Below are 25,262 nucleotides of genomic sequence, written 5' to 3' on the forward strand. Positions count from 1 at the left end.
CCTTCTCCAGCAGCTCGGTGCGCTTGCCGCCCCAGTCGCCGAGCATCCATTTCGAGTTCGGCGAGAACGCCTCGGCGGCGTGCGCCGCGTTGCACAGCAGGGAGGCGGACAGCAGGCTGCCCGCCACGGGGCGCAGGGCCGGGCGGAGAAGATGGGATTTCACGCGAACGCTTCCTCGTTGCGAATGGTCGACTGGCCGCACGCAGCGACCGCTCTACTCCCTCGATACCCTTGCCAGGAACAAGGGTATATGAAGAGGGCTCATGATCTGAGCCAAGCAGAACAATGGTTAATTTGCGAATGATAAGGACTTTGCGGGCAAAGCTGAAACGTTTCAGGCTGGAAAACACTGTTACATAAACGACAACGAAGCCAAGCCCTGGCGCTCTCGCTCAGGACGACCGAGGCGCAGAGCGGCTACGGTGAAGATCGCGGAGCGCGGAAACAACCTGATACCCATGAGCGCGCTTCACGTTGTTTCCGATAGCGAAACAATCCTCCGCTCAGAGTTCGTCGCGCAGATAGGACCAGGGGTAGATACCGCGCTCGTGACCATCGTCGAACACCAACTGCACGCCGTAGCCCTGCAGGCGGATATCGCGCAGGCGCACGCGCTGCTCCGCCGCGTCGATCCGTCCGCGCAGGCGCTGCGCCCGGCATTGCGCACAGGGACAGGCGGCGCGCAAGCGGGCATGGTCGATCCGGCTGACCGCGCCGTCCGCCCATTCGAGAATCAGCCAGCCGTCCCTGGCGGCATTGCGCAGGCGCAGCGGCGGCTGGGTCATGCCGGCACCCGCAGTTGCGCCAGGGCGATGCGCACCGCCTTGCGCACCTCGGGATCGCCGTCGCCTTCGGCGACCCGCAAGGCCTGGGCCGAGGCCGGGTCCGCCAGTTCGCCGAGGGCCAGGGCGGCCTCCTTGCGCAGGTTGCCGATGGGATGGCCGAGCAACGCTTCCAGCGCCTCCCGCGCCGGCCTGTGGCGCAAGCGCCCGAGTGCGCGGGCGGCGCGCAGGCGGACCTGCCAGTAGTCGTCCGCCAGGGCCTTCAGCAGCGGCTCGCCGGCCTCCTCCCGGCCCAGCTTGCCAAGGGTCGTCGCCGCCTCTTCGCGAACCTGCCATTGAGCGTCCGCCAGCGCCGCGCAGAGCGCCGGCAGCACCGTCACCTCGCGGCTCAGGCCGAGGGCGCCGGTGGCCGCCCGGCGTACCTCTGGGTCGACATCGGCGCTAGCCAGCCTGGCCAGTTCGGCCAGGGCCGGCTGGTGGCGGAGCCAGCCGAGTACCGCCACCGCCTCGCGGCGCACCGCCGCCTGCGGATCGCCGAGGGCGGCCAGGGCCGGCGCGGCGCTCTCCTCCAGGCGCAGTTCGCGCAACGCACGCAATACGCTGGCGCGGACGAAGGCATCGGCATGCCCGAGCCACGGCAGCAGGCGCCGCCCGGCGGCCGGTTCCTTGAGTTCGCCAAGGCTCTGCGCGGCGGCCTCGGCCACCGCCGGCAGCGGATCGGCCAGGGCCGCACAGAGCGCATCGACCACCGCGTCTTCCTCCCAGGCCTCCAGCAGGCGCGCGGCCTCGCCGCGCACGCCGGGGTCGGGATCGCCGCGCAGGGCCGCAACCAGCAACGGCAGCGCCTCCGGCAGCTCCAGGTCGGCCAGTTCGATCAGCGCCAGGCGGCGCACACCGGGATCGGCGTCCTCCAGGCGCGGCGACAGTTCGAGGATTTCGGGCAGGGTGGCGTTTTCACAGGTCATATGGCGATCCGCAGTCGGTCCGGGGTAATGCCCGGCGGCAGGCCGAGCGGGGTCAGGCGCGGCCACTGGCGGCCGTCGTCGTGGTCGAGCAGTTCCAGGCAGTGGCGTTTCAGGCGCACGAAGTCGGCGCTGTTCACCAGCCGGGCGTCGCGAGGGCGCGGGAAATCCAGCGTCAGGCTGGCCAGGATTGCACGCAGTCGCATGGGGATTCCCCTCGAATCAGGGTCATGGGAATCGTCTCCGCCACCCGGACGGTGGTGGGAAACGAGGGGTGTTTCAGGGTGGCGTCCGGGAGTGGCCGGATGGCAGGTTGTGCCTCGCTTGCCGGAAGCGGGCGTCAGCGCAGCAGGTAGGGAATCTCCACCTTCACCGCGCCGGTCGGGCAGTCCTTTTCGCAAGGCATGCAGTACCAGCACTCGTCGTAGGCCATGTAGGCCTTGCGGGTCGTCGGATCGATGGCCAGCAGGTCCATCGGGCAGACCTCGACGCAGACGGTGCAGCCCTTGTCGGCGATGCAGCGGTCTTCGTCGATGGTCACCGGGGCGCTGCTGCGGAAGAAGATGTCCTGGGGTCGGTAGGCCATGGCACGCGGTCCTCGTGGTTCGATCTGGCCCGCTTTCGTGGCGGCGGGCTCGGTGTCTAGCGGTACTACGCCGGGGCGTGGGGCCCTAGGCGGCGTCGTTCCTCAGCCGCAGGCGCTGGTAGGCCTGCTGTTCGCCCTCGTCGATGGCGAACAGGTAGGGTTCGACCGGTTTCCTGAAGCTGGCCATGCGTCCCTGCTCGTCCTTCTTCAGGTGCGCGTGGCAGAACCAGGCAGCGTCGTCGCGCCGCGGATAGTCCACCCGGTGGTGGTACAGGCCCCAGCGGCTCTCGGTGCGGAACAGCGAGGCGCGCGCGGCCATCTCCGCGCAATCGCGGATAACGCTGACTTCCAGGGCGCGCATCAGCTCGTGGGGGTTGTCCGCCTTGATCCGCTCCAGGTCCTCGGCGATGGCCTGGATGCGTTGCAGGCCCAATTCCATCTTGCGGGTCACCTTGGGCGGTTGCAGGTAGTCGTTGACCAGCCGGCGCAGCTTGTACTCCACCTGCGCCGCCGGCAGGCCATGCTCGCGCAGCAGCGGCGCCTCGATCCGCGCACGCTCGCGCTCGACCTGGGCGCGGTCGACCGCGCTGAAGGCGCGCCCGGCGACGTATTCGGCGGCGTTGCGCCCGGCGAACCAGCCATAGGTGAAGGCGCCGAGCATGTAGTTGTGCGGCACCGCGGCCATGTCGCCGGCGGCGTAGAGGCCCTTCACGCTGGTCTCGGCCTTCTCGTTGACCCACACGCCGGAGGCCGAGTGGCCGGAGCAGAAGCCGATCTCGGAAATGTGCATCTCGACCATCTGCTGGCGGTAGTCGGTGCCGCGCCCGGCGTGGAACTGCCCGCGACTGGGGCGTTCGTTGCCATGGAGGATGTCCTCGATGGTCTGGATGGTTTCCTCCGCCAGGTGGTCGAGCTTGAGGAACACCGGGCCATTGCCGCCTTCGAGTTCCTGGTGGAACTCCCACATCATCTGCCCGCTCCAGTAGTCGCATTCGATGAAGCGCTCACCCCTGGCGTTGGCGGTATAGCCACCCAGCGGGCCGGTGACGTAGGCACAGGCCGGGCCGTTGTAGTCCTTGATCAGCGGGTTGATCTGGAAGCATTCCAGGTTGGCCAGCTCGGCGCCGGCATGATAGGCCATGGCGTAGCCGTCGCCGGCGTTGGTCGGGTTCTCGTAGGTACCCATCAGGTAGCCCGAGGACGGCAGGCCCAGGCGGCCCGCCGCGCCGCAGCAAAGGATCACCGCCTTGGCGCGGATCACATGGAAGTCGCCGCTGCGGCAGTCGAAACCGAGTACGCCGTTCACCGCGCCCTCGGCATCGGTGAGCAGGCGGGTGCAGACCAGGCGGTTGGCGATGGGGATCCGCGCACGCTTGAGCTGGCGGTAGAGCACCTTCTTGATGTCGTGCCCTTCCGGCATCGGCAGCACATAGGCGCCCATGTGGTGGACCTTCTTCACCGCATAGTCGCCGGTCTCGTCCTTTTCGAACCTGACGCCCCAGCGATCCAGCTGCCGCAGGGTCTCGAAGCTGTGGCTGGCATAGGCGTAGACCGCCGCCTGGTTGACGATGCCGTCGTTGGCCACGGTGATTTCCCGGGTGTACTGCTCGGCCGTGGCGTGGCCGGGGACGATGGCGTTGTTCAACCCGTCCATGCCCATGCTGATGGCGCCGCTGCGCTTGACGTTGGCCTTGTCCACCAGCAGCACGCGCAGTTCGCGGTCGTGCTCCTTGGCCTTGATCGCCGCCATCGGCCCGGCGGTGCCGCCGCCGATCACCACGATGTCGTATTCCTGCTCCAGGGTGTTCATGCCCGCTCTCCCTTCTGCCGATCGATGCGCAGGCGATACTGGAAAGCGTCGCCGCGGTAGTAGAGGTATTCGAAGTCCAGCGGCGCGCCGTCGGCGGCATGGGTCAGGCGCTCGATACGCATGATCGGCGCGCCCTCCTCGACCGCCAGGGCGCGGGTCAGGTCGGCATCGGCGAGCACCGCGTCGATGGCCAGGTCGGCATGGCCGAGGGGAATGCCGCAATCGTTCTCGAGGATCAGGAAGATGTCGCGGGTCACCAGGTCGGCCTTCTCCAGGCGCTCGCCGAGCGCCTGCGGCAGGTAGGTGACTTCCAGCGAAACCGGCTCGCGGTTGACCAGCCGCACCCGCTTGATCTCGCACACAGGGCTGCCCTCTTCCACCCGCAGGCGCTCGGCCACCCGCGCGCCGGCCGGCACGTAGCGCAGGCCGTGCAGGCGGTTGATGACCTCGTAGCCCATCTGCGTCATGGACTCGCCCAGGCCTTGCAGGGTGCTGACGTTCTGGAACGCCTTCGGCCGGGCGACGAAGGTGCCCTTGCCGTGGATCTTGAAGATCAGCCCTTCCTTCTGCAGGTCGCCGAGCGCCTGGCGCACGGTGATGCGGCTGACGTCGAAGGCCTTGCCCAGCTCGTTCTCCGAGGGCATGCGGCTGAGCGGCGGGTAGACGCCGTCGAGGATGCGCCCGCGCAGCAGCTCCTTGAGCTGGCTGTACAGCGGCACGGGAGAAAGCGGGAGCAGTTTGCCCATGGTCGGATTCGCTTGTCGGAGTGGCTCGGACACTTGTTATAACAAGTTATGCTGTGATGGTAAACGCCATGAACGATCAAGCGGAAATACCGAAAACGCATATGGATATGGCGCCACCCGTGCGTGGCTCTCGCCGGCCAAAGGACCGGCCCGCAGCGCGGACCGGCCCGCCCCCTCAGCGCAGCGGCCGCCAGAGGGTGAAGGCTACCGGCGGCGTCCAGCCGCTGTTGGAGGTGTGCGCCTGCAGGCAGAGATAGCGCAGCCCCTCGTAGGTCACCCCATCGTCGACCCGATAGGCCTGGTTCTCCCGCCATTGCGGGAATTGCGGATCCACCGCCCCGCCGCTGGTGCTGACCTCCAGGCCTTCGCTGGGCAGCGACTGGTTGCCCTGGGTATCGGTGGCGGTGACGAAATAGCTGTAGCGGGTGTCCGCCGTCAGGCCGCTGTCGGTGGAACCCAGCGCGGCGCTCTGGCCAACCATGGCGCCGTCGCGATAGAGGCTGTAGTAATCGATCGGACGCTGCCCGCTGGAGGCGTTCCAGGCCAGCACCAGGCTGGTCTCGCCGCGCTCCAGCAGACGCAGGCCCTGCGGCGCCGCCGGGCGCTGGTCGCCGCCCTCGCCGTCATGGATGAGGCTGGCGTAGCGCTTGCGGAACTCCCAGTTGTAGCGCTCGCCGCGCTTGTTCAGGCCATCGTCCCAGTTCACCGACCAGGTCATCAGGCCCTTGATCGCGTGACCGGCGGCTTCCAGGCGGCGAAACGCATTGCTCACCGCGGCGGGATCGATCACGTAGCCGGTAGCCGCCGCATCGACGTTGCTCGGCAGGCCGATGGCCAGGCGCTGCGCCGGGATCCGCACGAAGTCGCGGCTGCCGGTGGCCAGGCTCTCGGTGAGGTAGTAGAGGAAGTCTTCTTTCATCGCGTCGTTGTTCTGCGCGATCCAGGCGCCCTTGCCGCCGTTCGCCTCCTGGACCCACAGGCCGTCGCCGCCCTGGTTGTAGTACTGCGGCGCGATGAAGTCGTAGACGCCTTCCAGGGCCTGCAGATAAGGCACGTACTTGCCGTTCTTGTGCAGATAGGGAAACTCCGGGGCCATGCTGACGATGAAGTGCTTGCCCTGCCCGGCGTAGTGCTCGCGCACCAGCTTGAGGGCCGCCGGCAGCACCCGCTGGTTGTCGGCCAGGTCGATGGCGCTCTGCTCGAGGTCGATGTCCAGGCCGTCGAAACCGTAGGTTTCCACCAGACGGACGATCTCGGCGGCCAGCGCCTGCTCCTGCCCGGCGTGCAACTCGATGTGCGCGTCGGCGCCCCCCAGCGAAATCAGCACCGCGCGGCCCTGGGCGTTGAGCACGCCGACCTGGCGGCGAAACTCCGCGTCGGACAGGTTGTATGGCTGGAAGGTCGGGATGCCGCGCCCTTTCATGAAGGCCACGGCGACCACGTTGTACTCGCTCGGCACGTCTTCCAGCGCGATGTTGGCGAACGAGCCCTGCTGGTAGCCGTCGGCGGCGCCGGCCGGCCAGTTGTGCCAGAAGCCCATGAGAATCTTCTTGCCGGCGATGCTCGGCATGGCCGCCGCGGCATCTTCGCGGGCCTGGTGCAACTGGGAAAAGTCGATCCTGATCATTTACCGCTCCTCGGATGAAGGTAGGAAACGCATCCGGAGGGGCTGTCCGACGAACCGCGCCGTGGCCGCCGCGAACGCTTAGAAAAAACAGGCGCGAGCGTCTACCACGGGGCATTCCGGCGTTTGTCGCGATCAGGGCGGGGGCATGGTTGCAGAGACGGCGGAAGGCTTCACCTACCACAATTGGCAGAGCCGCGGCGGCGATGCTCCGCGCCGGGTTCAACCGGCTTCGCTGAGTTCGGCGACCACCACTCCGGGAAGGTCTTTCAGCAGTGCCGGGGACAGCAGCAGCTTGGTCTCGCGGACCCCGGCGCCCATCACCACCAACGGCCGTTCGAAGACCGCCGCGTCGACCAGCAGCGGCATGCCTTCGGGCAAGCCGAACGCGGTGATGCCGCCGAACTGCATGCCGGTCAGCTCGGTGGCGACCTCGCGGGCGGCGAAGGACAGCCGGCGGGCCCCGAGCAGCGCCTTGACCGCGCCGTTCACGTCGAGCCGCCGCGAGCCCAGGTTGACCACCGCGGCATAGCCTTCGGCGCCGTCGCGCTTGTAGCGCAGGACCAGGGTGTTGGCGCAGTCCTCCAGGCCAAAGCCGTAGCGTGCGCTGAACGCCGCGGTGTCGGAATGCTCGTCGGCGACGCGGAACACCACCAGCTCGGCGGAAGGCAGGCCGCGCGCGACCTGCTCCGGCAGATGGCGGTGGTAGTCGGCCGGGGCGACGGCGTCGAGCCGGTGGCGTTGGGTGTATTCGCGCAGAACCATGGGCAACCTCGAATGAAGACGGACGGCACCGGCCCCTGCCGCCAGGCGGGTGGCAGGGGCCGGCGGTTCAGGTTGCCAGGTTCGCCGGCACGCCGCCAGGCACATCGGGCGCCAGGCGCTGCCGCAGGATCGCGCAGACCTCCTCCGCCGCCGTCACCACCAGGCCGTGGCCGCCGGCCAGGGTCTCCAGCTCGTAGCGGCTGGCGTGCCGCCGCCAGCCGTCGATGGCCGCCCTGGAGACGCCCGGGTCCTGCTCGCCGAGGATCGCGGTGATCGGTATGGCCAACGGCTCGCGCGGGCGGTAGCGATAGTCGGCGGCCAGGCGCGAATCGGCGCGCAGGGTAGCCAGGCTGATCTCGCGCAGCTCCGGGTCGTCGAGCACTTCCAGCGGCAGCACGTCGTACTCGCGCAGGGTTCGCAGCAACTCGGCGTCGCCCATCGCATGGAAGCGCGGGTATTCCAGGTCCGGCCCCGGAGCGCGGCTGCTGATCACGAACAACTGCCTGGCGCGCAGGCCGTGCAGGCTTTCCAGGCGTGCCGCCAGTTCGTAGGCGAGCATGCCACCGAGGCTGGCGCCGACCAGGGCGAACGGACGGTCGAGCAATGGCAGGAGCGCGTCGTCGATGGCACAGAGCATGGCCTCTACATCGGTGACGAATGGCTCGTCCTGGCGTTCCTGGCGCCCCGGATACTGGATCGCCAGCAGCTCCACGTCCGCCGGCAGGCGCGCGTCCCAACCACGGAAAGTGCCGGCGTTGCCGCCCGCGGGCGGCAGCGCGATCAGGCGCAGGCGCGGCTGCGCGCTCCCGCTGCGCTGCAACCACAGGGCCCGGGCGCGCTCGGTGGCGGGCGGCAACGGCGGCGCGTCGGCGGCATGGCAGCGGCGCACCACTTCGCGGGCATCCGGATCGCCCTGCAACAGCCCCAGGCTCAGTTGCCTGCCGGTCAGCCGGCGCAATTCGGCGATCGCCTGCACGCCCAGCAGCGAATGCCCGCCGGCACTGGCGAAGCCCTGGTCGGCCGCCAGCGGCCGGCCGAGCACCCGGGACAACCCCTTGAGCACCCGCCGCAGCTCCACGCTGTCCTCGGCCTGGGCCGCCGTGGGCGGCTGCGCCGGGTCCTCGAGCAGCGCCAGCAACGCCTCGCGGTAGGCGTCGGCCAGCGCCTCGGCGCGCTCGGCGGGGAAACGTCCGGCGGCGTACTGGAAGCCCACCTCGAGGCGCTCGCCGGCCACCTCGAAGTCCACCGCCAGCGGCACGTCGACGTCCACCACCACCTGGTCGAGGATGCCGCCGTGCCTTGCTCCCGCCGTCGGCGCGGCGTCGTCCTGGTGGAAGTCGACGAAGTTGAACAGGCTGTCCAGGCGCAACTCGCGGTTGCGCCTGCGAATCGCCGCCAGCGGATGGCGCCGATGTTCCAGGCTCGCGCGCTCGTAGTCGAATGCGCGACGGGCGCTGTCGAGCAGATCGACGGAAGCCGACAGCCGGCACGGCAGGGTGTTCAGGAACAGGCCGAGCAGGCGGTCCGCTCCCGGCTCCTCGGGGCGCCCGTGGCTGACGAAGCCGGTGACTACTTCATCGGCATCGCTGAAGCGGCACAACGCTCGGCCATGCGCCGCCAGCAACAACGAACGCAAGGGCAAGCCGCTGCGTTCGGCCAGGGCGCGCAAGCGCGACAGGCTGTCGGCCGGCACGTCCACGCGGACCGCCGCCATGCGCCGGGGCCCCTCCTCCGCCAGGCCGGGCAACGGCCGGTAACGGGCGCCGGCCAGGTAGTCTAGCCAGAACAGCGCCGAGCCGGCGTTGGCCTCGGCCTCGCGCTCCAGCGCCACGTAGTCGCGGAAACCTACCGCGGGCGCTTCCGCTTCCCGCGCGACGACACCGGCGAGGAGGTCGGCGTAGACCGCCAGCAGCTCGTCCACCAGGCTTTGCAGGCTCCAGCCGTCCAGCACGCTATGGTGTTCGGCGACGCCCAGGGCGAAGCGCCGCTCGTCCAGCGCCAGCGCGGCGAGGCGCACCAGCGGTGGGCGGCTCCAGTCGAACGGGGTGGCCTGCTCTTCCTCGATCCAGGCACGCAGGCGCAGGCGCCGGGCTTCCTCATCGAGGCCGCGCAGGTCGTGCACCGGCACTTCGGCGGCGACCGCCGTGGCCGGGTGGACCCATTGCAAGGGCGCCTGGCCGCCGTGCAGGTCGAAGCCGGTACGCAGGATCGCGTGGCGGCCGATCAGGATCGCCCAGGCGCGCGCCAGCAACTCGCCGTCGAGGCGTCCATGCACCTCGTGCAGGACGACGTTGTGCAACAGCCGTGGATCGCCGCTGGCCTCGCTTTGCAGGAGCATGCCCTGTTGCAGGCTGGTCATCGGATAGGCGTCGTCGAGCCCCTCCGGCAGGCGCTTGCGTTCCGCCGCCGACAACAGGGCGAACGGCTCCAGCGTCTGCGGCGCCGAGGTCCCGAGCGCATCCGCCGGGCTCGCCGGAGCGGCCAGCAGGCGCGCCAGTTCGCGGATGCTCTGGTGGTTGAACACGTCGCGCAGGGTAAAGGCAAGCCCGGCCTGGCGCGCCATGACCTGCATCTGGATCAGGCGGATGGAGTCGCCGCCGACCTGGAAGAAGTTGTCGCTGACGCCGATCGCCGGGCGTTTCAGCACGCTCTTCCAGATCTCCAGGAGGGCCGCCTCGGTGGCATTGGCCGGCGCTTCCAGGGGCTGCGCGGCCGCCTCGGCGGCCAGCGCCGCCAACAGCGCGCGACGGTCGAGCTTGCCTTCGGCGGTCAGCGGCAGGCGTTCGACCCGGGCGATCCGGCTCGGCAGCATGTAGGCCGGCAGGCGCGCCTCGAGGAAGCCACGCAGGGCCTGCTCGCTCAGCTCGCCGCCAAGGGCCGCGGCGGGGCGCGGCGCGAGCGCACGCCAGTCGATGCGCTCGGCCAGCGACTCGGCATAGCCCGGGCGCACCGCGTAGCAGTTGTAACGGTCGGTACCCTCCAGCAGCGCGTCCTGACGGATGCTCACCTCGAAGCCATGGCGGCGCAGCAGGTCGCTCAAGGCATCGGCGCGGCCGGCGGTGGCACCGTCGCGCTTGTCATGGACCTCCAGGACGATCTGCCGGACCTTGGCCAGCGCCGCATCGTCGAGACCGAGCAGCACATCCATTTCCGCGCGCTGCACGTCGATCTTCAGCAGGTCGATACGCTCCAGGCCCAGTTCGCCGATCACCTGGTCGAGGCGGCGCAGGCGGCAGCGGTGGGCTTCGGCGCGCAGGCGGTCGTCGAGGATTTCGTCGATGTTGTCCAGCAGCAGGTTGGCCCCGCCCTCCTCGCCCTGGTTGCTCAGGTAGCGTCGGATGACGTCGCGTTCGCCGCTGGCGTCGGCGTACTCGGCGATCCCGGAGAAGGTCGAGTAGCCCGGATAGTAGGTGAAGGTTTCCTCGCGCTCGGCGTCGGACAGGCCGATGCCGAATACCTCGACCTGCGGTGCGTAGCGTCCGAGGTTGGCCTCCAGGCGCCGGCGGATCGGCGCCAGCGGCTCGAAGGCGACCACTCGCGCGCGCGGCGCGCGGCTGGCGATGTACAACGAGAACAGGCCGATGTTGGCACCGACGTCGAGGACCACCGCGTCCGGCGGCAGGACGATGCCGTCGCGGCTGTAGACCTCGTCGACGAAGATTTCCTGGTAGACGTACTCGGTTTCGTTGAGGTTCAGTCCGGCGACCCGGTGCCCGCTGGGCAGGTCGACTTCCAGCCAGGACTCGTCCGCGGTCTCCCCGGCGGCGGTGACGAAGGCGACGATCCGGCGATCCGTGCCCGGCTCGGCCGCATCGGCCTCGTCGGTGAGTACCGCCGCCTCGCCCAGCGCCGGGTGTTCCAGCAACGCGCTGCGGATCTCGCCCAGTTCGATGCGGTAGCCGTTGATCTTCACCTGTTCGTCGATCCGCCCGAGGAACTCCAGGCAACCGTCGGCGCGCCAGCGCACCAGGTCGCCGCTGCGGTACAGGCGGCCGCTGCCCGGCCAGCCCTCCTCGAGGAAGCGCCCGGCCGCCTCGCCGGCGTCGCCGGCATAGCCGCGCGCCACCCCGGCGCCGCCGATCCACAGTTCGCCGCTGGCGCCACGGGTCTTGCGACGACCGAGGCCATCGACCACATGCAGATCGACGTTGGCCAGGGCGCGGCCGATGGTCGGCCGCGCATGCTCGGCGACCCGCGCCAGGCTGGCGTTCACCGTGGCTTCGGTAGGACCGTAGAGATTGAACACCTGGCAGCGGCGCCAGCCGGCGGCGACCTCCCAGGACGCTTCGTCGAAGCGCTCGCCCCCTACCAGGATGCGCCCGGGCAGCGCCGGATGGGCATCGTCGAGGCCGGCCTGGAGCAGCAGGCGGAACAGCGACGGGGTGCAATCGAGCACGTCGATGCGCCGTTCTTCGAGGAACCCCAGCATCCGCTGCGGATCGCTGCGCACCTCCTGCGGCACCGGGACCAGGCAATGGCCGGAGAGCAGTTGGAGAATCTGCTTGATCGAGGAATCGAAGGAGAACGGCGCGTTGACCGTCACCCGCAGGCCCTCGCCCACCACGTTCGCGTATACCGTGCGCGCCAGGGCCTGGGACAGGTTGAGCGCGCTGGCGTGCTCGACCACCACGCCTTTGGGCTGGCCGCTGGTGCCCGAGGTGAAGATCATGTAGGCCGCATCGCGCCCGCCCGGCGCCGGCAGGCTCATGCCGCTGCCGGCAAGCGGCAGCGTCGACAGGTCCAGGCAGGCCCCGGCGAAGGCCTCGCGGGCGCGCCCGGCGCACTCGGCATCGGCAAGGGCGAAGACGATCCCGCCCGCTTCGCGCATCCGCTCCACCCGCGCCGCCGGAAACTCCGGATTGACCGGGGTGTACACCGCCGCCGCGCGCATCACCCCGAGCAGGGCGACGATCGCCTCGCGGTTGCGCCCGGTCATCACCGCCACCGCCTGGCCGGGCCGCACGCCGGCAGCCAGCAGCGCTTCGGCGACCGCTTCGCTGCGCGCGCACAGCGTGGCGAAATCCAGGCTGCCGTGGGCATCCAGCAACGCCGGCGCCTGCGGCTGCAGGGCGGCGCGCAGATCGAACGCGGCCACCAGGGATTCCACCGGCGCGGGCTCCACGCGCTCGCCCTGCCAGGCCTGGTAGCGCTCGCGCTCGGCCGCGCCGATCAACGGCAGCCCGGCCAGTGGCAGTTGCCTGTCGGCGGCGATGCTTTCCAGGCATTCGACCCAGGCGTCGAGCAAGCGCCCGGCCAGCGTTCCGTCATGGTCGCGGCGGACCCGCAGGCTGGCCAGCCGGCCTTCGCCGTGGGGCAGCACCTGCAACTCGAGGAACCCGCCCAGCGGCGGCTGCCGGCAATCCAGCTCGGCCACCCCGGCGCCATCCAGTTCGCCCGCCAGCCAGGCGAAGCCCAACTCGGCGAGCGGCCAGTCGGGGGCAAAGGGATCGCGCAGGGCCGCTGCCTCCTCCTGGGCGAGAATCGCCGCCTGGAGGGCGTCGAGCCGCTCGCCGACGCTGCCCGCGCGGACATTCTCCAGGCACAGCGGCACGACCCCGGCGAACGGTCCGGCCAGCTCGGCGAACTCGTTGAACAGGCGCCCCGAGACCAGTCGCGCCATTTCCAGCGGCAGTCCCTCGTCGCCCTGGAACTGCCCGGCGACCTGGGTCCAGGCCAGCAGGGCGGCCGCCTCCGGCAAGCCGTTGGCGGCCAGGCGTTCGAGCAGCGCGCGCGGCAGCAGGCGCCGCGCCGTCCACTCGCCTTCGCCCAGGTCGTCCGCCAGCGCCAGCGGATTCTCCGCCGCAGCGGCCGCCTGCTCGCGCCAGTAGCCGCTGGCGCTTTCGCCGTCTTCGCCGGCCAGCGCCTCGTTGGCCCATTCGGAGAAATGCTGGAACAGCAGCGCCTCGGCCCCCTCGTCCGCGCTCGCCGGGCCGGCCTGCCCCAGGCCGCGGCGCAGCAGCGCCGCCAGGCTGGCCGCATCGACGACGAACGCCGGCGCCGCCAGCAACAGCCCCTGGAGCGTCTCTCCGGCGGCGTCCAGCAGCAGGCCGAGCGCCAGCACCGGCTGGCCTTCCCCGCCCAGGGGGGCAGCGGCGAGACGTGCGCTTTCGCGCGCGAAGCGCCCGGCCCAGTCGCCGTCTCCCGGCAGGCGCTCGACCAGCAGATCGGCCGCGCGTCCATCCAGTACCTGCACCGGCAGGCTCATGCCCGGCATCGTCCGGTAAGCCACGCGCAGTTGCGCCTCGCCGTCCAGCGCCCGGCGCAGCCGCTCCAGCGTCGCCGCGGGATCGGCCGGGGCGTGCAGGCGCACGCCGACAACGGTATTTTCCGGCCGCTCGGCATGACGGCGCCAGGCGCGGGTCTGCAAGGGGGACAGCGGGAATCCTTCGAGCGCTTCGCTCGCGGCCGGTTGCACAGCGGATTGCAGGTCTTCTGACGCACTCATGGCTATCCCTCGCACGGGTTCAGGGTTGGTGGACATGCAGGTCGGTCATCGCCACCAGCACCTTGCGCTCGCCGGTGTACGGCTCGCGGCCGTGGACGCTGATGAAGTTGTCGAGCATCAGGACATCGCCGCGCTCCCAGGCAAACGCGCGGGTTTCCTCGCGGTAGGCGGCGCGGATGGTGTCCAGCACCTCCGCCTCGATCGGGCTGCCGTCGCCGTAGTAGGCGTTGCGCGGCAGGCCCTGTTCGCCGACCTCGTCGAGCAAGGCCCGGGCCAGGGCCGGCGGCATGTTGGAGACATGGAACATGTGCGCGTGGTTGAACCACAGCGTCTCGCCGCTGAGCGGGTGGCGCACCATCGCCTGGCGTACCTGGCGGGTATTCAGGCGCTGGTCGTCGAGCCAGGTCCATTGGGTACCGGTCTGCCGGCAGTAGGCCTCGACCTCGGCGCGACTGTCGGTCTGGAAGCCTTCCTGCCAGGTCAGGTCGATCTCCGGCCCGTAGTTGCGCACGTAGCACACCCCATGGCGGAGGAAGCGCTGCCTGATCGCCTCGGGTATCCGGGCGCTGACCCGGCGCTCGTCGGCCAGGGGCGTGCGGCCCTGGGTGGCGGGCGGCGTCTGGCAGTAGAAGTGGATGTAGCTCGGCCAGTTGTGCGAGTAGGACATTTCGTGGTGCGGCGGAATCCAGCCATCCGGCGAGAACTCGGTGGAAGTGAACACCCGGTGCGCCACTTCCTGGCGCGCCGCCGCGCGCTCCAGGTAGTCGAGCATGTTCGGCGAAAAGCCTTGCACGGCCTGGGAGAAGCCCTCCGCGCCGTCCACCGCGAAGCCACGGAACAGGATGCCGCCATGCCGCAGCAGGCTGTCGCGTAGCCCTGCGCCGGCGGCGGCGATCCATTGCCGCAGGTCCATGCCCGGCTGGCGCGCGCGGACGATGCGCAGGTAGTCGTTGGCCGGGTCGAGCAGGCTCTCCTCCACCAGGTCGCCGGCCGAGAGCTGCCGGGGGCGCAGGCGCGGCGCGCTGAACGAGGCGCTCATGCGGCACCTCCGAGCGCCAGGCGCGAAGGTGTCGGCGGGACGTCGGCGGAGGCCAGGCTGGAATACGGCGTGGACATGATGGTGAGGATCCGGCGCGGCCCGCGGAACGGCTCGCGGCCGTGCTGGGCGAGCATGTTGTCGAGGATCAGCACGTCGCCCACGCGCCAGTCGAAGCGCCGCGTCTCGCGGTCTATGGCGCTGCGGATGGTCGCCAGGGTCTGCGCCTCGATCGGGCTGCCATCGCCGTAGTAGGTCTGGTACGGCAGGTCTTCCTCGGCGACGCTGCGCAACAGCGCATCGCGCAGGCCCGGCTCGAGACTGCTGGCATGGAAGAACATGCCGTGGTTGAACCACAGGCGCTCGCCGGTATGCGGGTGGCGCTGGAAGGCCGCGCGCCTCTGCCAGGTGCGTAGGTGCTCGTCGCCGATCCAGGCATGGGCGATCCGGTGCTCAGCGCAGAACGCCTCGACCTCGGCGCGGCTGTCGGTCTGGAACGCTTCGCGCCAGGACAGGCCGAGGCCAGCGCGGTAGTTGCGCACGTAGAGGATGCCCAGGCGCTCGAAACGCTCCAGGAATTCGTCCGGCAGGTGGCGGAGCACCAACCGGTTAGCCGCCACCGGGGTGGCGCCGCCTTCGAGCGGCGCGACCTGGCAATGGAACATGATGTACAGCGGCCAGTCGGCGGTATAGGACTGCTCGTTATGCAGGAAGATCGGCTGGTCCAGCGGATGCTCGGTGGAGGTGTAGACCTCGCCGCTGACCTGGCTGCGCGGCGAGGAACGCTCCTTGTAGTCGAGCAGTTGCGGAGCGAAGGCGGCGGCGGCGGCGCGGAAGCGCTCTGCCGAGTCGACCTCGAAGCCTCTCAGCAACAGGCCGCCAGCCAGATTCAGGTCGTCGTGCAGGGACTGGCCCTGCTCGCGGATCCAGTCGGCCAGGGACAGGCCGGGAGCCTGCGCCTCGATCAGCAGCGGCAGGCCGTCGCGCTCCGCCGCCGGGCGCCGCACCAGCGCCTCGCTGCTGCGCGGGGTGAGATTGCGCGGCCGGGCGAAGCCGCGACCGGTGAGACTGGGAGCTGTTCGTTCCATCGCTGTTCTCCGTGGGGGACTCGAGTCGTCAGGAAGCGTTGCAGCCCTCCGGCGACATGCGTTTCGAGGTAGGTTCGCCGGCGTTCGCCAGCAGGCGCCGCTCCCAGGCCTGGTGCAGGCGCTCGATGCGGTCCAGGTCGTAGATCGCGCTGGCCCCGGTCCAGACCGCCAGCCAGCCCTGCGGCTGGTCTTCCAGCCAGAGCGTCAGGTCGAGGCGCGCGCCGGGCACCGGGATGAAGTCGGCTTCGACGCGCACCCCGGCATCCACCGCCGGGGCCGCCCGACCGTTGTGCGCGCCGCAGGCGATGCGGATCGGCAGGCCGCTGGCGCCACGCTGGCGCAGGGCCTGGGTCACGCATTCGAGGGGCACGTCCTGGTGTTCGAGCAGTTCCAGCAGGTCATGGCCGACCTGGCGCAGGCGCCACTCCGCGGACTGCCCCGGACGCAGGCCGACCGCCAGCGGCAGGAGGTTGACGAAGCAGCCGACCAGCCCCTGCATTTCCAGGCGCGAACGCCCGGCCAGGGCCACGCCGACGAGCAGGTCGTCGACGCCCAGTTCGGCGCCGAGCACTTCGGCGAAGGCTTGCAGCGCAGCGCTGAACGGGCTTACCGAGGCGCGTTCGGCCAGCGTCCGGCAGGCGGCATGGGCGGCGGCGGAAACCGGCAGGGCAAGGCGCTGGCCGGCGCGCCCGCCGCGCTCCTCCCGGCGCGCCGCCGCGGCGCCGGGAGCCTTCGCCAGCGGCAACAGACGCTCCGCCCAGCGCTCGGCGACGCGCTCCAGGCGGCCCGAGGCCAACGCCGCGCGCTCGCGGGCGGCGACCTGTTCCGGCGTGCTGGCGAGCGCGGCCAGGCGGCCGCCATCGAGCAGCGCCTTCAGCTCCGCAGCGAAGACCGCCAGCGACACATCGTCGAAGGCGTAGTGATGGACGCTGAGCAGGAGGTCGGCGCGCGCGCTGTCGCGGGAGACGACCAGCAGCAGGCGCGCCGGCGCCTCATGGGCAAGGTCGAAGACTCGCGCGCCCTCACGGCGCACGCCATCCTCCAGCAGCCGCTCGGCGTGGGCGGCGTCGCTCGCCAGCAGGCGTTGCAGGGGCACCGCATGCGCCGCCAGCGCATGCGGCTGCGGCCCGTCGACGCCCGTTTCGACACGCCGGCGCAGCGCCACATGCCGTTCCAGCAACTGGCGCAAGGCCTGTTCGATGGCGTCGGCCGTGGCGCCGACTATGCGCAGGTGGGCCAGCAGGTTGTAGGAGGTGTCCTCCGGCGCCAGTTGCTGGGCCACCCACAGGCGCCGTTCGGCGAGGCTCAGCCCGGCGGCGCCGGCGCTCGGCTCCGGCTCGTCGCCCTCGGGCGCGGCCTGGCGCAGCAATTCCAGCAGGGCCTCGGGGGTCGCCGGGCCACCGGCGAACGCCTGCAACGGTACGCGGCGGGACAGTCGCTGGCGCAGCGTCGCGAGCAGGTGCACCGCCCGCAGGGAATCGCCGCCGGCGGCGTAGAAACCCTGCCCGGCGCGCGGCGGCGCGCCAAGCTGCGCCTGCCAGGCCTGGTGCAGCGCCTGTTCCAGCGGATCGCCGGGCAGCGCCTGCGGCTCGGCGTCGGTCGCCTGGGGACGCGGCAGGGCCTTGCGGTCGATCTTGCCATTGAGCGTCTTGGGCAGCTCCGTCAGGACCACGAACGCCGACGGCAACATGTAGTGCGGCAGGCTTTGCCCAAGGTGCTCGTTCAGCGCCTGGAGCTGCGGGGCGAACGGCGCCGCCAGGTAGCCGACCAGCCGACGCAGGCCGGCGCTGTCCTCGGTGAGCATGGCGCAGGCTTCGCTCACCCCGGGAAAACTCGCCAGGCACGAGGCGATCTCGCCCAGCTCGATGCGGAAGCCGTTGAACTTGACCTGGTCGTCGAGCCGGCCGAGGTGTTCCAGCACGCCGTCCTCGCGCATGCGTACGCGGTCGCCGGTGCGATAGCGGCGCTCGCCGCTGCCCGGATCGACGCGGAAACGCTCGGCGGTCTGCTCCGGCTTGCCGAAATAGCCACGCGCCAGGCCGATGCCGCCGAGGTACAGCTCCCCGGCCACACCCAGCGGCAGCGGCGCCTCGAAGCCGTCGAGCACCTCCACCGTGGTACCGGGCAGCGGTCGGCCGATGGGCGGCTCGTCGAGCGCTTCGGCGTGCAGGTCCAGTTCGTGCACCGTCGAATAGGTGGTGTCCTCGGTCGGCCCGTAGAGATTGACCAGGCGCCGTACCTGGGGTTGGCCACGAATCTGTCGCACCAGGTGGCCGCGCAGCGGTTCGCCGGCCAGGTTCAGCGTGCGCACCCCGCCCGGCAGGTCGCCGAGGGCGAGCAGCGCGGCGCACACCGAGGGCACGGTATTGAGCAGACTGATCTCGTCGCGGCGCGGGTAGTCCGGCAGGCTGAACAGGTTTTCCACCAAGTGCAGCGTACCGCCTTCGGCCAGGGTGCCGAACAGCTCGTAGACCGACAGGTCGAAACACACCGAGGTCGCCGCCAGTACCCCGCTCCATTCTTCGGCGGCATAGTGCTGGCCGGCCCAGCGCAGGAAGGCATGGGCACTGCCGTGCTCGATGGCGACGCCCTTGGGGCGTCCGGTGGATCCGGAGGTATAGATGATGTAGGCGAGGTGCTCGGCGCCGACCTCGCTCGCGGGCAGCGCCAGGTCGTTCGCCTGGTCGCCGCCCTCCTCCAGCGCCAGGCATGGCCGGCCCAGCGCGGCGACCCGCTCGCGGGTGCTGGCGTCGACCAGCACCAGCAGGCAGTCGGCGTCGTCGAGCATGTAGGCCACCCGTTCCTCCGGGTAGGCCGGGTCCAGCGGGACGTAGCAACCGCCGGCGCGGAGCACGCCGAGCAGGCCGACCAGCAGGCCGCTGTCGCGCCGCAGGCAGACCCCGACCCGCTGCTCCGGAGCCACCCCGGCGGCGCGCAGGCGCGCGGCGAGCGCGGCGCTTTCGCGCTCCAGCTCGGCATAGCTGAGGCTGCGGTCGGCGGCGTGCACGGCGATGCGCTGCGGCGTGCGCCGCGCCTGGGCCTCGAACAGATGGTGGAGTACGCCGCGCGGCGGCGCGGCCTGGGGCTCGCTGCGCAGGGCCTGCAAACGGCGCTCTTCGTCGGCGTCCAGCCAGGGCAGCCGGCCGACGCAGGCCTGGGCGTCGACCAGGCCGCGCGCCAGGCGCGCGAGATGGCCGGCGATGCGCCGCAATCCGTCGTACTGGGGATCGCGCAGAGCCAGGCCGACGCTGCCGTCCGCCGCCAGCACCAGGGCCAGCCAGCCGGGGCTGCTCGCCGTCGGCCGCGCCGCCAGCACCTGGACCGCGCAGCGCCCGGCCAGGGCGGCGCGCTCCTGGCCCTCGGCGGAGAGCTGCCGCCGGGCATCGTCGAGTTCTTCCGCCAGCCGCGCGCTACGTTCGGCGGACGACTCCAGCGCCCGGTAGGCGGAACGTAGCAGCGCGGGCGCCTGCCGCCCGCGCACCGTGATCGGCTCGGGAAAACCCAGGGTGATCTCTTCGTTGCCGTAGCGTCCCAGCAGTACCAGGAACGCCGCCAGCCAGTGCGCCGCCGGGAACGCTTGCGCGGCCGCCTCCGGCTCGAACCATTGCCAGGCGCAATGCGGGTCGCGCAAGGCGATCCGCCCCGGCAGTTCCAACCCCAGCGGGGCGCCTTGCAGGTAGCGTCGCTCCTGCGCAACCTCCGGGCGCGCTGCGCGTCCCGCGGTCAGCGCCTTGCCCGACGAAAAGCTGCGTAACGGTAAGCCATGTCGCTCCTGCATCGCTCTCCCCCTTCCGAGGCTGGGCACCGAGCGAAAAACTCTTCACGAAATGGCGACGAGTTACGAGCTAATACAACTGATAGGGTGGTGACAGGTCAGGCCGAATGATTTTCCGCCAGGATCGGGTACAGCGACGCGACCAACAGCAGCGCCATCCCTACGTTGAACACCCGCAGCCAGCGCGGATCGCGCAGCACGTTGCGCAGCATGCTGCCGAAACCGGCCCAGATTCCGATGGTCGGCGCGTTGATCAGGGCGAAGACCGTCGAGATCACCACCACGTTGGTGAAGTAGCCCTGCAACGGGGTGTAGGTGCTGATGGCGCCGACCGCCATCACCCAGGCCTTCGGGTTGACCCACTGGAACGCCGCCGCGCCCCAGTAGCTCAACGGCTTGCCACGTCCCTCCGGGTCGTTGCCGGCCGGGCCGGAGGTGGCGATCTTCCAGGCCAGGTACAGCAGGTAGGCCGCGCCGACGTAGCGCAGGATGGTGTACAGCACCGGGTAGGCCTCGAACACCGTGCCCAGGCCGAAGCCCACCGCCATCACCATGATGAAGAAGCCGCAACTGATCCCGAGGATGTGCGGGATGGAGCGGACGAAACCGAAGTTGACCCCCGAGGCCAGCAGCATGGTGTTGTTCGGACCGGGCGTAACGGAGGTGACGAAGGCGAACAGGGAGAACGCCAGCAGCAGATCCACGGAGAGCGACATTCGTTCCATCCTTTGAAGTGGGTGCGGGCAAGACGTTACTCCGCTTTGCCGCCGCGCCAGCGCAACAGTTGCCGAGAAAGTTGCCGTAACACTCCACCCGTCCGCCGCCCTAGCGTTGCACTCCCCAGCGTTTCACCGTGAGGCGCTCGATGCTGCCGAACACCAGGTTCTCCACCAGCAGGCCGATCAGCACCACCACCGCCAGGCCGGCGAATACCTTGTCGGTGTACAGCTCGTTGCGGTTCTGGAAAATGTACCAGCCGAGCCCGCCCTTGCCGCTGCTCGCGCCGAACACCAGTTCCGCGGCGATCAGCGTGCGCCAGGCGAAGGCCCAGCCGATCTTCAGCCCGGCGAGGATCGACGGCAGCGCCGCCGGCACCAGGATCAGCAGGACGAAGCGCAGGCCGCGCAGGCCGTAGTTGCGCCCGGCCATGCGCAGGGTCTCCGAGACACCGAGGAAACCGGCATAGGTGTTCAGCGCCAGCGCCCAGAGCACCGAATGCACCAGCACGAAGATCAGGCTGTTCTGGCCCAGGCCGAACCAGAGCAGCGCCAGCGGCAGCAGCGCGATCGCCGGCAGCGGGTTGAACATCGCCGTGAGGGTGCCGAGCAGGTCGCGGCCCAACTGCGTGGAGACCGCCAGGCTGGTCAGAACGAAGGCCAGGACGATCCCCAGCAGGTAGCCCTTGAACAGCACCAGCAGGGAGATCCCCGCCTTGGCCGGCAGTTCGCCGCTGGCCAGGCCCTCGCCGAGGGCCCTGGCCGTCTGCAGGAAGCCTGGCAGCAGCAGGTCGTTGCCCTGGACCCGCGCCGCCAGCTCCCAGGCCAGCGCCAGCAGCGCCAGGATCAGCCCCTTGCGCAGCCAGCCCTGTTGCCAGAGACGCTGGCCCAGGGGCAGGCGCCGCTCCAGGGGGACCTCCAGCAGGGGTTCGAGCTGGATTTCGTATTCTTCGCGGACGCGCGTGACTCGACTCATCGATCGGCTCCTTTGCTCAGTGGGCCAGACGGATGTCGGCGAAGTCGAGGGTCGCGGCCACCGTCGGTTCGCCGCCCTCGTCGAACAGCAAGCGGTGGATGCGTCGCGCCGCCGCTTGCAGCGCTTCGCCACCCAGGCTGTGCAGCCCGAACGGGTGGCCATGCACTTCGGCCCGGACCCGCCCCGGGTGCGGCGAGAGCAGCAGGATGCGGTTGCCCACCACCAACGCCTCCTCGATGGAATGGGTGACGAACAGCAGGGTGAAACGCACCTCTTCCCACAGGCGCAGCAGTTCTTCCTGCATCTTTCGCCGGGTCAGCGCGTCCAGCGCGGCGAACGGCTCGTCCATCAGCAGGATCTTCGGCTGCATCGCCAGCGCCCGGGCGATCGCCACCCGCGCCTTCATGCCCCCGGACAGCGTGTGCGGGTAGGCTTCGGCGAAGCCCGCCAGGCCGACCTTCTCGAGGCATTCGTCGGCGCGTCGCTCGGCCTCGTCGCGCGCCACCTGGCCGGACACCCGCAAGGGAAACAGCACGTTCTGCCGTACGGTCTTCCATGGCGGCAACTGGTCGAACTCCTGGAATACCACGATACGGTCGGGTCCGGGCGCCCTGACCGCCTGTCCCTGAAGGCGGATCTCGCCCTCGCTGGGCGGGATGAAGCCGGCCACCGCCTTGAGCAGGGTCGACTTGCCGCAGCCGGACGGGCCGAGCAGGACGAAGCGATCGGCCGGGTCGACTTCGAAGCTGACCCGCTGGGTGGCCCGCACCACGCGCGAGCGGGTGCGGTATTCGAGGCTGACTCCGTCCACCGCCAGCAGGGCGTCGGCGGGGAGCGTGGAAGGTTGGCGGGAGGCGGCGTTCATCGGCGTCTCAACTCCCCTGCAACGGCGCGCCGTCCTGGAAGAAATAGTCCTGCCAGGAGGCCGGCTTGTTGCGGATCGCACCGACCCGGTAGAGGAACTCCGCCAGCGGATAGGTGTTCTTCGGCGTGACGCTGAACTCCACCTGCGGATTGGCGATGATCTTCAGCAGCGCGGCGCGGTCGATCTTCGCCCCGGTCACCCGGATATAGGTGTCGGCGGCCGCCGCCTTGTCGTTCTGGGCGAAGGCCGCCGCTTCCTTCAGCGCCTCGACGAAGGCCCGGTAGGTCTTCGGGTTGTCCTGGCGGAACTTCTCCGTGGCGAACAGCACGGTCGGCGAGTTCGGCCCCAGCAGCTCGTAGCTGTCGAGCACCACGTGGACCTTCGGGTTGGCCAGCGCCTGGTCCTGGAACGGCGGGTTGGAGAAATGCCCGGTCAGCTCGGTGCCGCCGGCCACCAGCGCGGCGGTGGCGTCCGGGTGCGGCAGCGCCACGGTGTACTTGTCGAGGCGGTCGAACTGCTTGTCGCCCCACTGCTTCGCCGCGGCGTACTGGAGGAAGCGCGACTGCACCGAAACCCCCACCGCCGGCACGGCGATGCGATCCCCGGCGCCGAAGTCGGCGATGCTCCTGACCCGCGGGTCGTTGCTCAGCAGGTAGTAGGGGAAGTTGCCCAGCGAGGCCACCGCCTTGACGTTCTGGCGCCCGCGGGTACGGTCCCAGATGGTCAGCAGCGGACCGACGCCGGCACCGGCGATATCGATCGCCCCGGACAGCAGCGCATCGTTGACCGCCGCGCCGCCGGACAGTTGGGTCCAGTCGACCTTGATTTGCAGGCCCTCGGCCTGGCCGTGCTTTTCGATCAGGCGCTGGTCGCGGACCACGTTGAGCAGCAGGTAGACGATGCCGAACTGCTCGGCGATGCGGATCTCGCCCTCGGCCTGCGCCGGCCGGCTGGCCAGCAGCGTGGTGGCGAGGCTCAGGCCCAGGCCGAGCGCGGCGACCAGGCGGGTGAAACGGGGAATGCGGTTCATGGAAACGCTCCTTGCGAAAAGGGGGAAGCGCGCGCCGTCGTCAGAACGGCGCGTCGCCCTGGATGGTGGTGCGGTAGAGCTTGCGCCGCAGGTGGGCCGGGCAACCGCCAGCGAGATGGATCAGCGAGCGGTTGTCCCAGAACACCAGGTCATGCGCCTGCCAGCGATGCCGGTAGATGTGCTCGGGGCGCACGCTGTGCGCATACAGCTCGGCGAGCAGTTGGGCGCTCTCGTCGGCCGGCAGGCCGACGATGCGGGTGGTGAAACCTTCGCTGACGAACAGCGCCTTGCGCCCGCTTTCCGGGTGGGTGCGCACGATCGGATGGACCACTTCGCGCACCTCGGCGAGCTGGGCGGCGCTCAGGGTCGGCCGCCAGTTGCCCTCGAAGCGCGGTTCGCTGTAGCGGGCGGTATAGGAATGCGCCGCCGTGCGTCCCTCGATCGCCTTGCGCAGGGCCTCCGGCAGGCTGTCCCAGGCCTTGTGCATGTCGGCGAACAGAGTATCGCCGCCCTCCTCCGGCAGCTCCTGGGCATGCAGCATCGAGCCGAGGCTCGGCAGCTCCTTATAGGAAAGGTCGGAGTGCCAGAACTTGCCGGCATCGCCGAGACCGACGGGCTGGCCGTTCTCGACGATGTTGGAAACGATGAGGATCTCCGGATGCCCTGGGAGCAGGAACTGCTTCAGCACATGGATCTGCAACTCACCGAAGCGCCGGCTGAAGGCGATCTGCTGCGCCGGGGTGATGCGCTGCTCGCGGAACACCAGCACATGGTGGTCCAGGTGCGCCCGATGGATACGGCGGAAGTCCTCGGCGGCCAGGGGCAACCCGAGGTCGAGGCCGAGCACCTCGGCGCCGAACGCAGCGTCGAGGGCACGGATCTGCAAGGGAACGTCGGCGCGCGCTGGCGCCGGAAGGGAAACGGACATCGCTGACTCCCACGCAAGCCCGGACACGCCGGGCACGAGATACCGCGCGAGGCGGCATGGATTCGGTGCGGCGCGCCGATTGGTCGGCAGGTACGCGAGAGCCTTTAATTTATTGGAATAAGAAAATTAATTTAAATACCTTTAAAGAATATAAATATGCTGCTCGGTACGGTTCGGTGTTCCTTGTAAGCACAAAAGTGAATTAATAAATAAAAACTTAGTATTTATGGCTCTAAGCGGCGAAGGGATAGTCTGGCTGCCATCGAACCCGCCGCCCGAGGAATGCCTCATGGACCGCACCGACAACGTCATCGATTTCGCCCGCTACCGCTCGCGCCGCCAGGCACGCCGCCTGGGCGAAATGATGTGGGCGGTGTACGCCTGGCGGGCCGGCTACGCCGTGCCGCAACCGCCAGCCAGGCACGACGAGCGCAGCCGCCGGGCCTGACCGATGAACCTGCCCGCCAGCGATGGCGTCGCCCACCTGGAACTGGCCGCCGGCGTGCATACCGAACCCGATGATCTGATTGGCCAGCGCGTCGCCCACAACCTGCTGCGCCTGCGCGGCAAGCGCAATCTCTCGCTGGACGCTCTGGCGCGGATTTCCGGCGTCAGCCGGGCGATGCTGGCGCAGATCGAGTCCGGGCGCAGCGTGCCGTCGATCAAGGTGCTGTGCAAGATCGCCCAGGGCCTCAAGGTGTCGGTGGCAGCCTTCCTCGACGATCGCGCCTTCGCCGGCGTCGCCGTGCTGCCGGCGCAACAGAGCAAGCGCCTGGTCAGCGCCGACGGCGCCTTCACCAGCCGCGCGCTGTTCCCCTTCGATGTGGCGCGCCAGGTGGAGTTCTACGAACTGCGCCTGCGCGGCCTCGGCCAGGAAGACGCCGAAGCCCACGCCCCCGGCACCCAGGAGAACCTGGTGGTGGCGCAAGGGGTACTGGAAGTGCGGGTCAACGAAGAGCGCTTCCTGCTCGCCACCGGCGACTCGATCCTGTTCTACGCCGACCAGCCGCACAGCTACCGCAACCCCGCCGATAGCGAAGCGCTGGCGTACCTGGTGATGACCTACCCGGAGCGCCTGGACTGACCCCGGCCTTGCTGCCATGGACGAAGAAAGGCCCGCCCGGTCAT

The 25,262-nt window shown here is 69.9% G+C and carries 18 protein-coding genes and 2 pseudogenes; 2 read left to right on the plus strand and 18 right to left on the minus strand.

The window, feature by feature from the left end:
* The 18 genes and pseudogenes from HMPREF2914_RS32305 to HMPREF2914_RS06650 all read right to left on the minus strand — a co-directional run.
* Nucleotides 1-163 (minus strand): annotated as a pseudogene (locus HMPREF2914_RS32305) (porin); the annotation flags it as partial.
* A gap of 340 nt (nucleotides 164-503) precedes the next feature.
* Complete coding sequence (locus HMPREF2914_RS06570; RefSeq protein ID WP_023091783.1) at nucleotides 504-785, minus strand: DUF971 domain-containing protein; 282 nt, start codon at nucleotides 783-785, stop codon at nucleotides 504-506.
* Nucleotides 782-1,747 carry a HEAT repeat domain-containing protein gene (locus tag HMPREF2914_RS06575; RefSeq protein WP_004363464.1) on the minus strand — a complete coding sequence of 322 codons (966 nt, stop codon included), beginning with the start codon at nucleotides 1,745-1,747 and terminating at the stop codon, nucleotides 782-784. Before HMPREF2914_RS06575 ends, HMPREF2914_RS06570 begins: the two co-directional genes overlap by 4 nt.
* A pseudogene (locus HMPREF2914_RS06580) lies at nucleotides 1,744-1,935 on the minus strand (ABC transporter ATP-binding protein); the annotation flags it as partial. The pseudogene HMPREF2914_RS06580 and the gene HMPREF2914_RS06575, both read right to left, overlap by 4 nt.
* A 149-nt stretch (nucleotides 1,936-2,084) precedes the next feature.
* On the minus strand, nucleotides 2,085-2,330 hold the full coding sequence (locus tag HMPREF2914_RS06585) for a 4Fe-4S dicluster domain-containing protein (RefSeq protein ID WP_003089354.1): 246 nt from the start codon (nucleotides 2,328-2,330) through the stop codon (nucleotides 2,085-2,087).
* A gap of 85 nt (nucleotides 2,331-2,415) precedes the next feature.
* Nucleotides 2,416-4,140 (minus strand): fumarate reductase/succinate dehydrogenase flavoprotein subunit, encoded by a 1,725-nt coding sequence (locus tag HMPREF2914_RS06590; protein WP_003113100.1) that lies wholly within the window; start codon nucleotides 4,138-4,140, stop codon nucleotides 2,416-2,418.
* Nucleotides 4,137-4,886 (minus strand): GntR family transcriptional regulator, encoded by a 750-nt coding sequence (locus HMPREF2914_RS06595; RefSeq protein WP_003113099.1) that lies wholly within the window; start codon nucleotides 4,884-4,886, stop codon nucleotides 4,137-4,139. The genes HMPREF2914_RS06590 and HMPREF2914_RS06595 overlap by 4 nt, the downstream gene beginning before the upstream one ends.
* 175 nt (nucleotides 4,887-5,061) lie before the next feature.
* Nucleotides 5,062-6,513, minus strand: coding sequence for a carbohydrate-binding protein (locus HMPREF2914_RS06600; RefSeq protein WP_003089363.1), 1,452 nt, complete (start codon nucleotides 6,511-6,513; stop codon nucleotides 5,062-5,064).
* Nucleotides 6,514-6,732: 219 nt separating this feature from the next.
* Entirely contained in the window at nucleotides 6,733-7,275 is a 543-nt protein-coding gene (locus HMPREF2914_RS06605) for a YbaK/EbsC family protein (RefSeq protein WP_003089366.1), read from the minus strand.
* Between the two features lie 67 nt (nucleotides 7,276-7,342).
* Nucleotides 7,343-13,720 carry a non-ribosomal peptide synthetase gene (locus HMPREF2914_RS06610; protein WP_070702810.1) on the minus strand — a complete coding sequence of 2,126 codons (6,378 nt, stop codon included), beginning with the start codon at nucleotides 13,718-13,720 and terminating at the stop codon, nucleotides 7,343-7,345.
* 19 nt (nucleotides 13,721-13,739) lie between these two features.
* On the minus strand, nucleotides 13,740-14,759 hold the full coding sequence (locus tag HMPREF2914_RS06615) for a TauD/TfdA family dioxygenase (RefSeq protein ID WP_023091780.1): 1,020 nt from the start codon (nucleotides 14,757-14,759) through the stop codon (nucleotides 13,740-13,742).
* Complete coding sequence (locus HMPREF2914_RS06620) at nucleotides 14,756-15,844, minus strand: TauD/TfdA family dioxygenase (RefSeq protein WP_023091779.1); 1,089 nt, start codon at nucleotides 15,842-15,844, stop codon at nucleotides 14,756-14,758. The genes HMPREF2914_RS06615 and HMPREF2914_RS06620 overlap by 4 nt, the downstream gene beginning before the upstream one ends.
* Nucleotides 15,845-15,872: 28 nt before the next feature.
* Entirely contained in the window at nucleotides 15,873-19,622 is a 3,750-nt protein-coding gene (locus HMPREF2914_RS06625; protein WP_023091778.1) for a non-ribosomal peptide synthetase, read from the minus strand.
* A gap of 95 nt (nucleotides 19,623-19,717) precedes the next feature.
* Entirely contained in the window at nucleotides 19,718-20,335 is a 618-nt protein-coding gene (locus HMPREF2914_RS06630; protein WP_003089383.1) for a LysE family translocator, read from the minus strand.
* 109 nt (nucleotides 20,336-20,444) lie between these two features.
* On the minus strand, nucleotides 20,445-21,311 hold the full coding sequence (locus tag HMPREF2914_RS06635) for an ABC transporter permease (RefSeq protein ID WP_003089385.1): 867 nt from the start codon (nucleotides 21,309-21,311) through the stop codon (nucleotides 20,445-20,447).
* Between the two features lie 16 nt (nucleotides 21,312-21,327).
* On the minus strand, nucleotides 21,328-22,176 hold the full coding sequence (locus HMPREF2914_RS06640; protein ID WP_019486423.1) for an ABC transporter ATP-binding protein: 849 nt from the start codon (nucleotides 22,174-22,176) through the stop codon (nucleotides 21,328-21,330).
* A gap of 7 nt (nucleotides 22,177-22,183) precedes the next feature.
* Complete coding sequence (locus tag HMPREF2914_RS06645; RefSeq protein ID WP_003089389.1) at nucleotides 22,184-23,206, minus strand: ABC transporter substrate-binding protein; 1,023 nt, start codon at nucleotides 23,204-23,206, stop codon at nucleotides 22,184-22,186.
* A gap of 40 nt (nucleotides 23,207-23,246) precedes the next feature.
* Entirely contained in the window at nucleotides 23,247-24,134 is an 888-nt protein-coding gene (locus tag HMPREF2914_RS06650; RefSeq protein WP_003144063.1) for a TauD/TfdA dioxygenase family protein, read from the minus strand.
* A gap of 289 nt (nucleotides 24,135-24,423) precedes the next feature.
* On the opposite strand from HMPREF2914_RS06650, the gene HMPREF2914_RS06655 reads away from it, so the two are divergent.
* On the plus strand, nucleotides 24,424-24,582 hold the full coding sequence (locus HMPREF2914_RS06655; RefSeq protein ID WP_003089396.1) for a hypothetical protein: 159 nt from the start codon (nucleotides 24,424-24,426) through the stop codon (nucleotides 24,580-24,582).
* A 54-nt stretch (nucleotides 24,583-24,636) separates the two neighbouring features.
* Nucleotides 24,637-25,218, plus strand: coding sequence for a helix-turn-helix domain-containing protein (locus HMPREF2914_RS06660; RefSeq protein WP_003122724.1), 582 nt, complete (start codon nucleotides 24,637-24,639; stop codon nucleotides 25,216-25,218).
* The last annotated feature ends 44 nt before the right edge of the window (nucleotides 25,219-25,262 follow it).

This window comes from Pseudomonas sp. HMSC067G02 (genome assembly GCF_001813485.1).
In the GTDB taxonomy this organism is placed as follows: Bacteria; Pseudomonadota; Gammaproteobacteria; order Pseudomonadales; family Pseudomonadaceae; genus Pseudomonas; species Pseudomonas aeruginosa.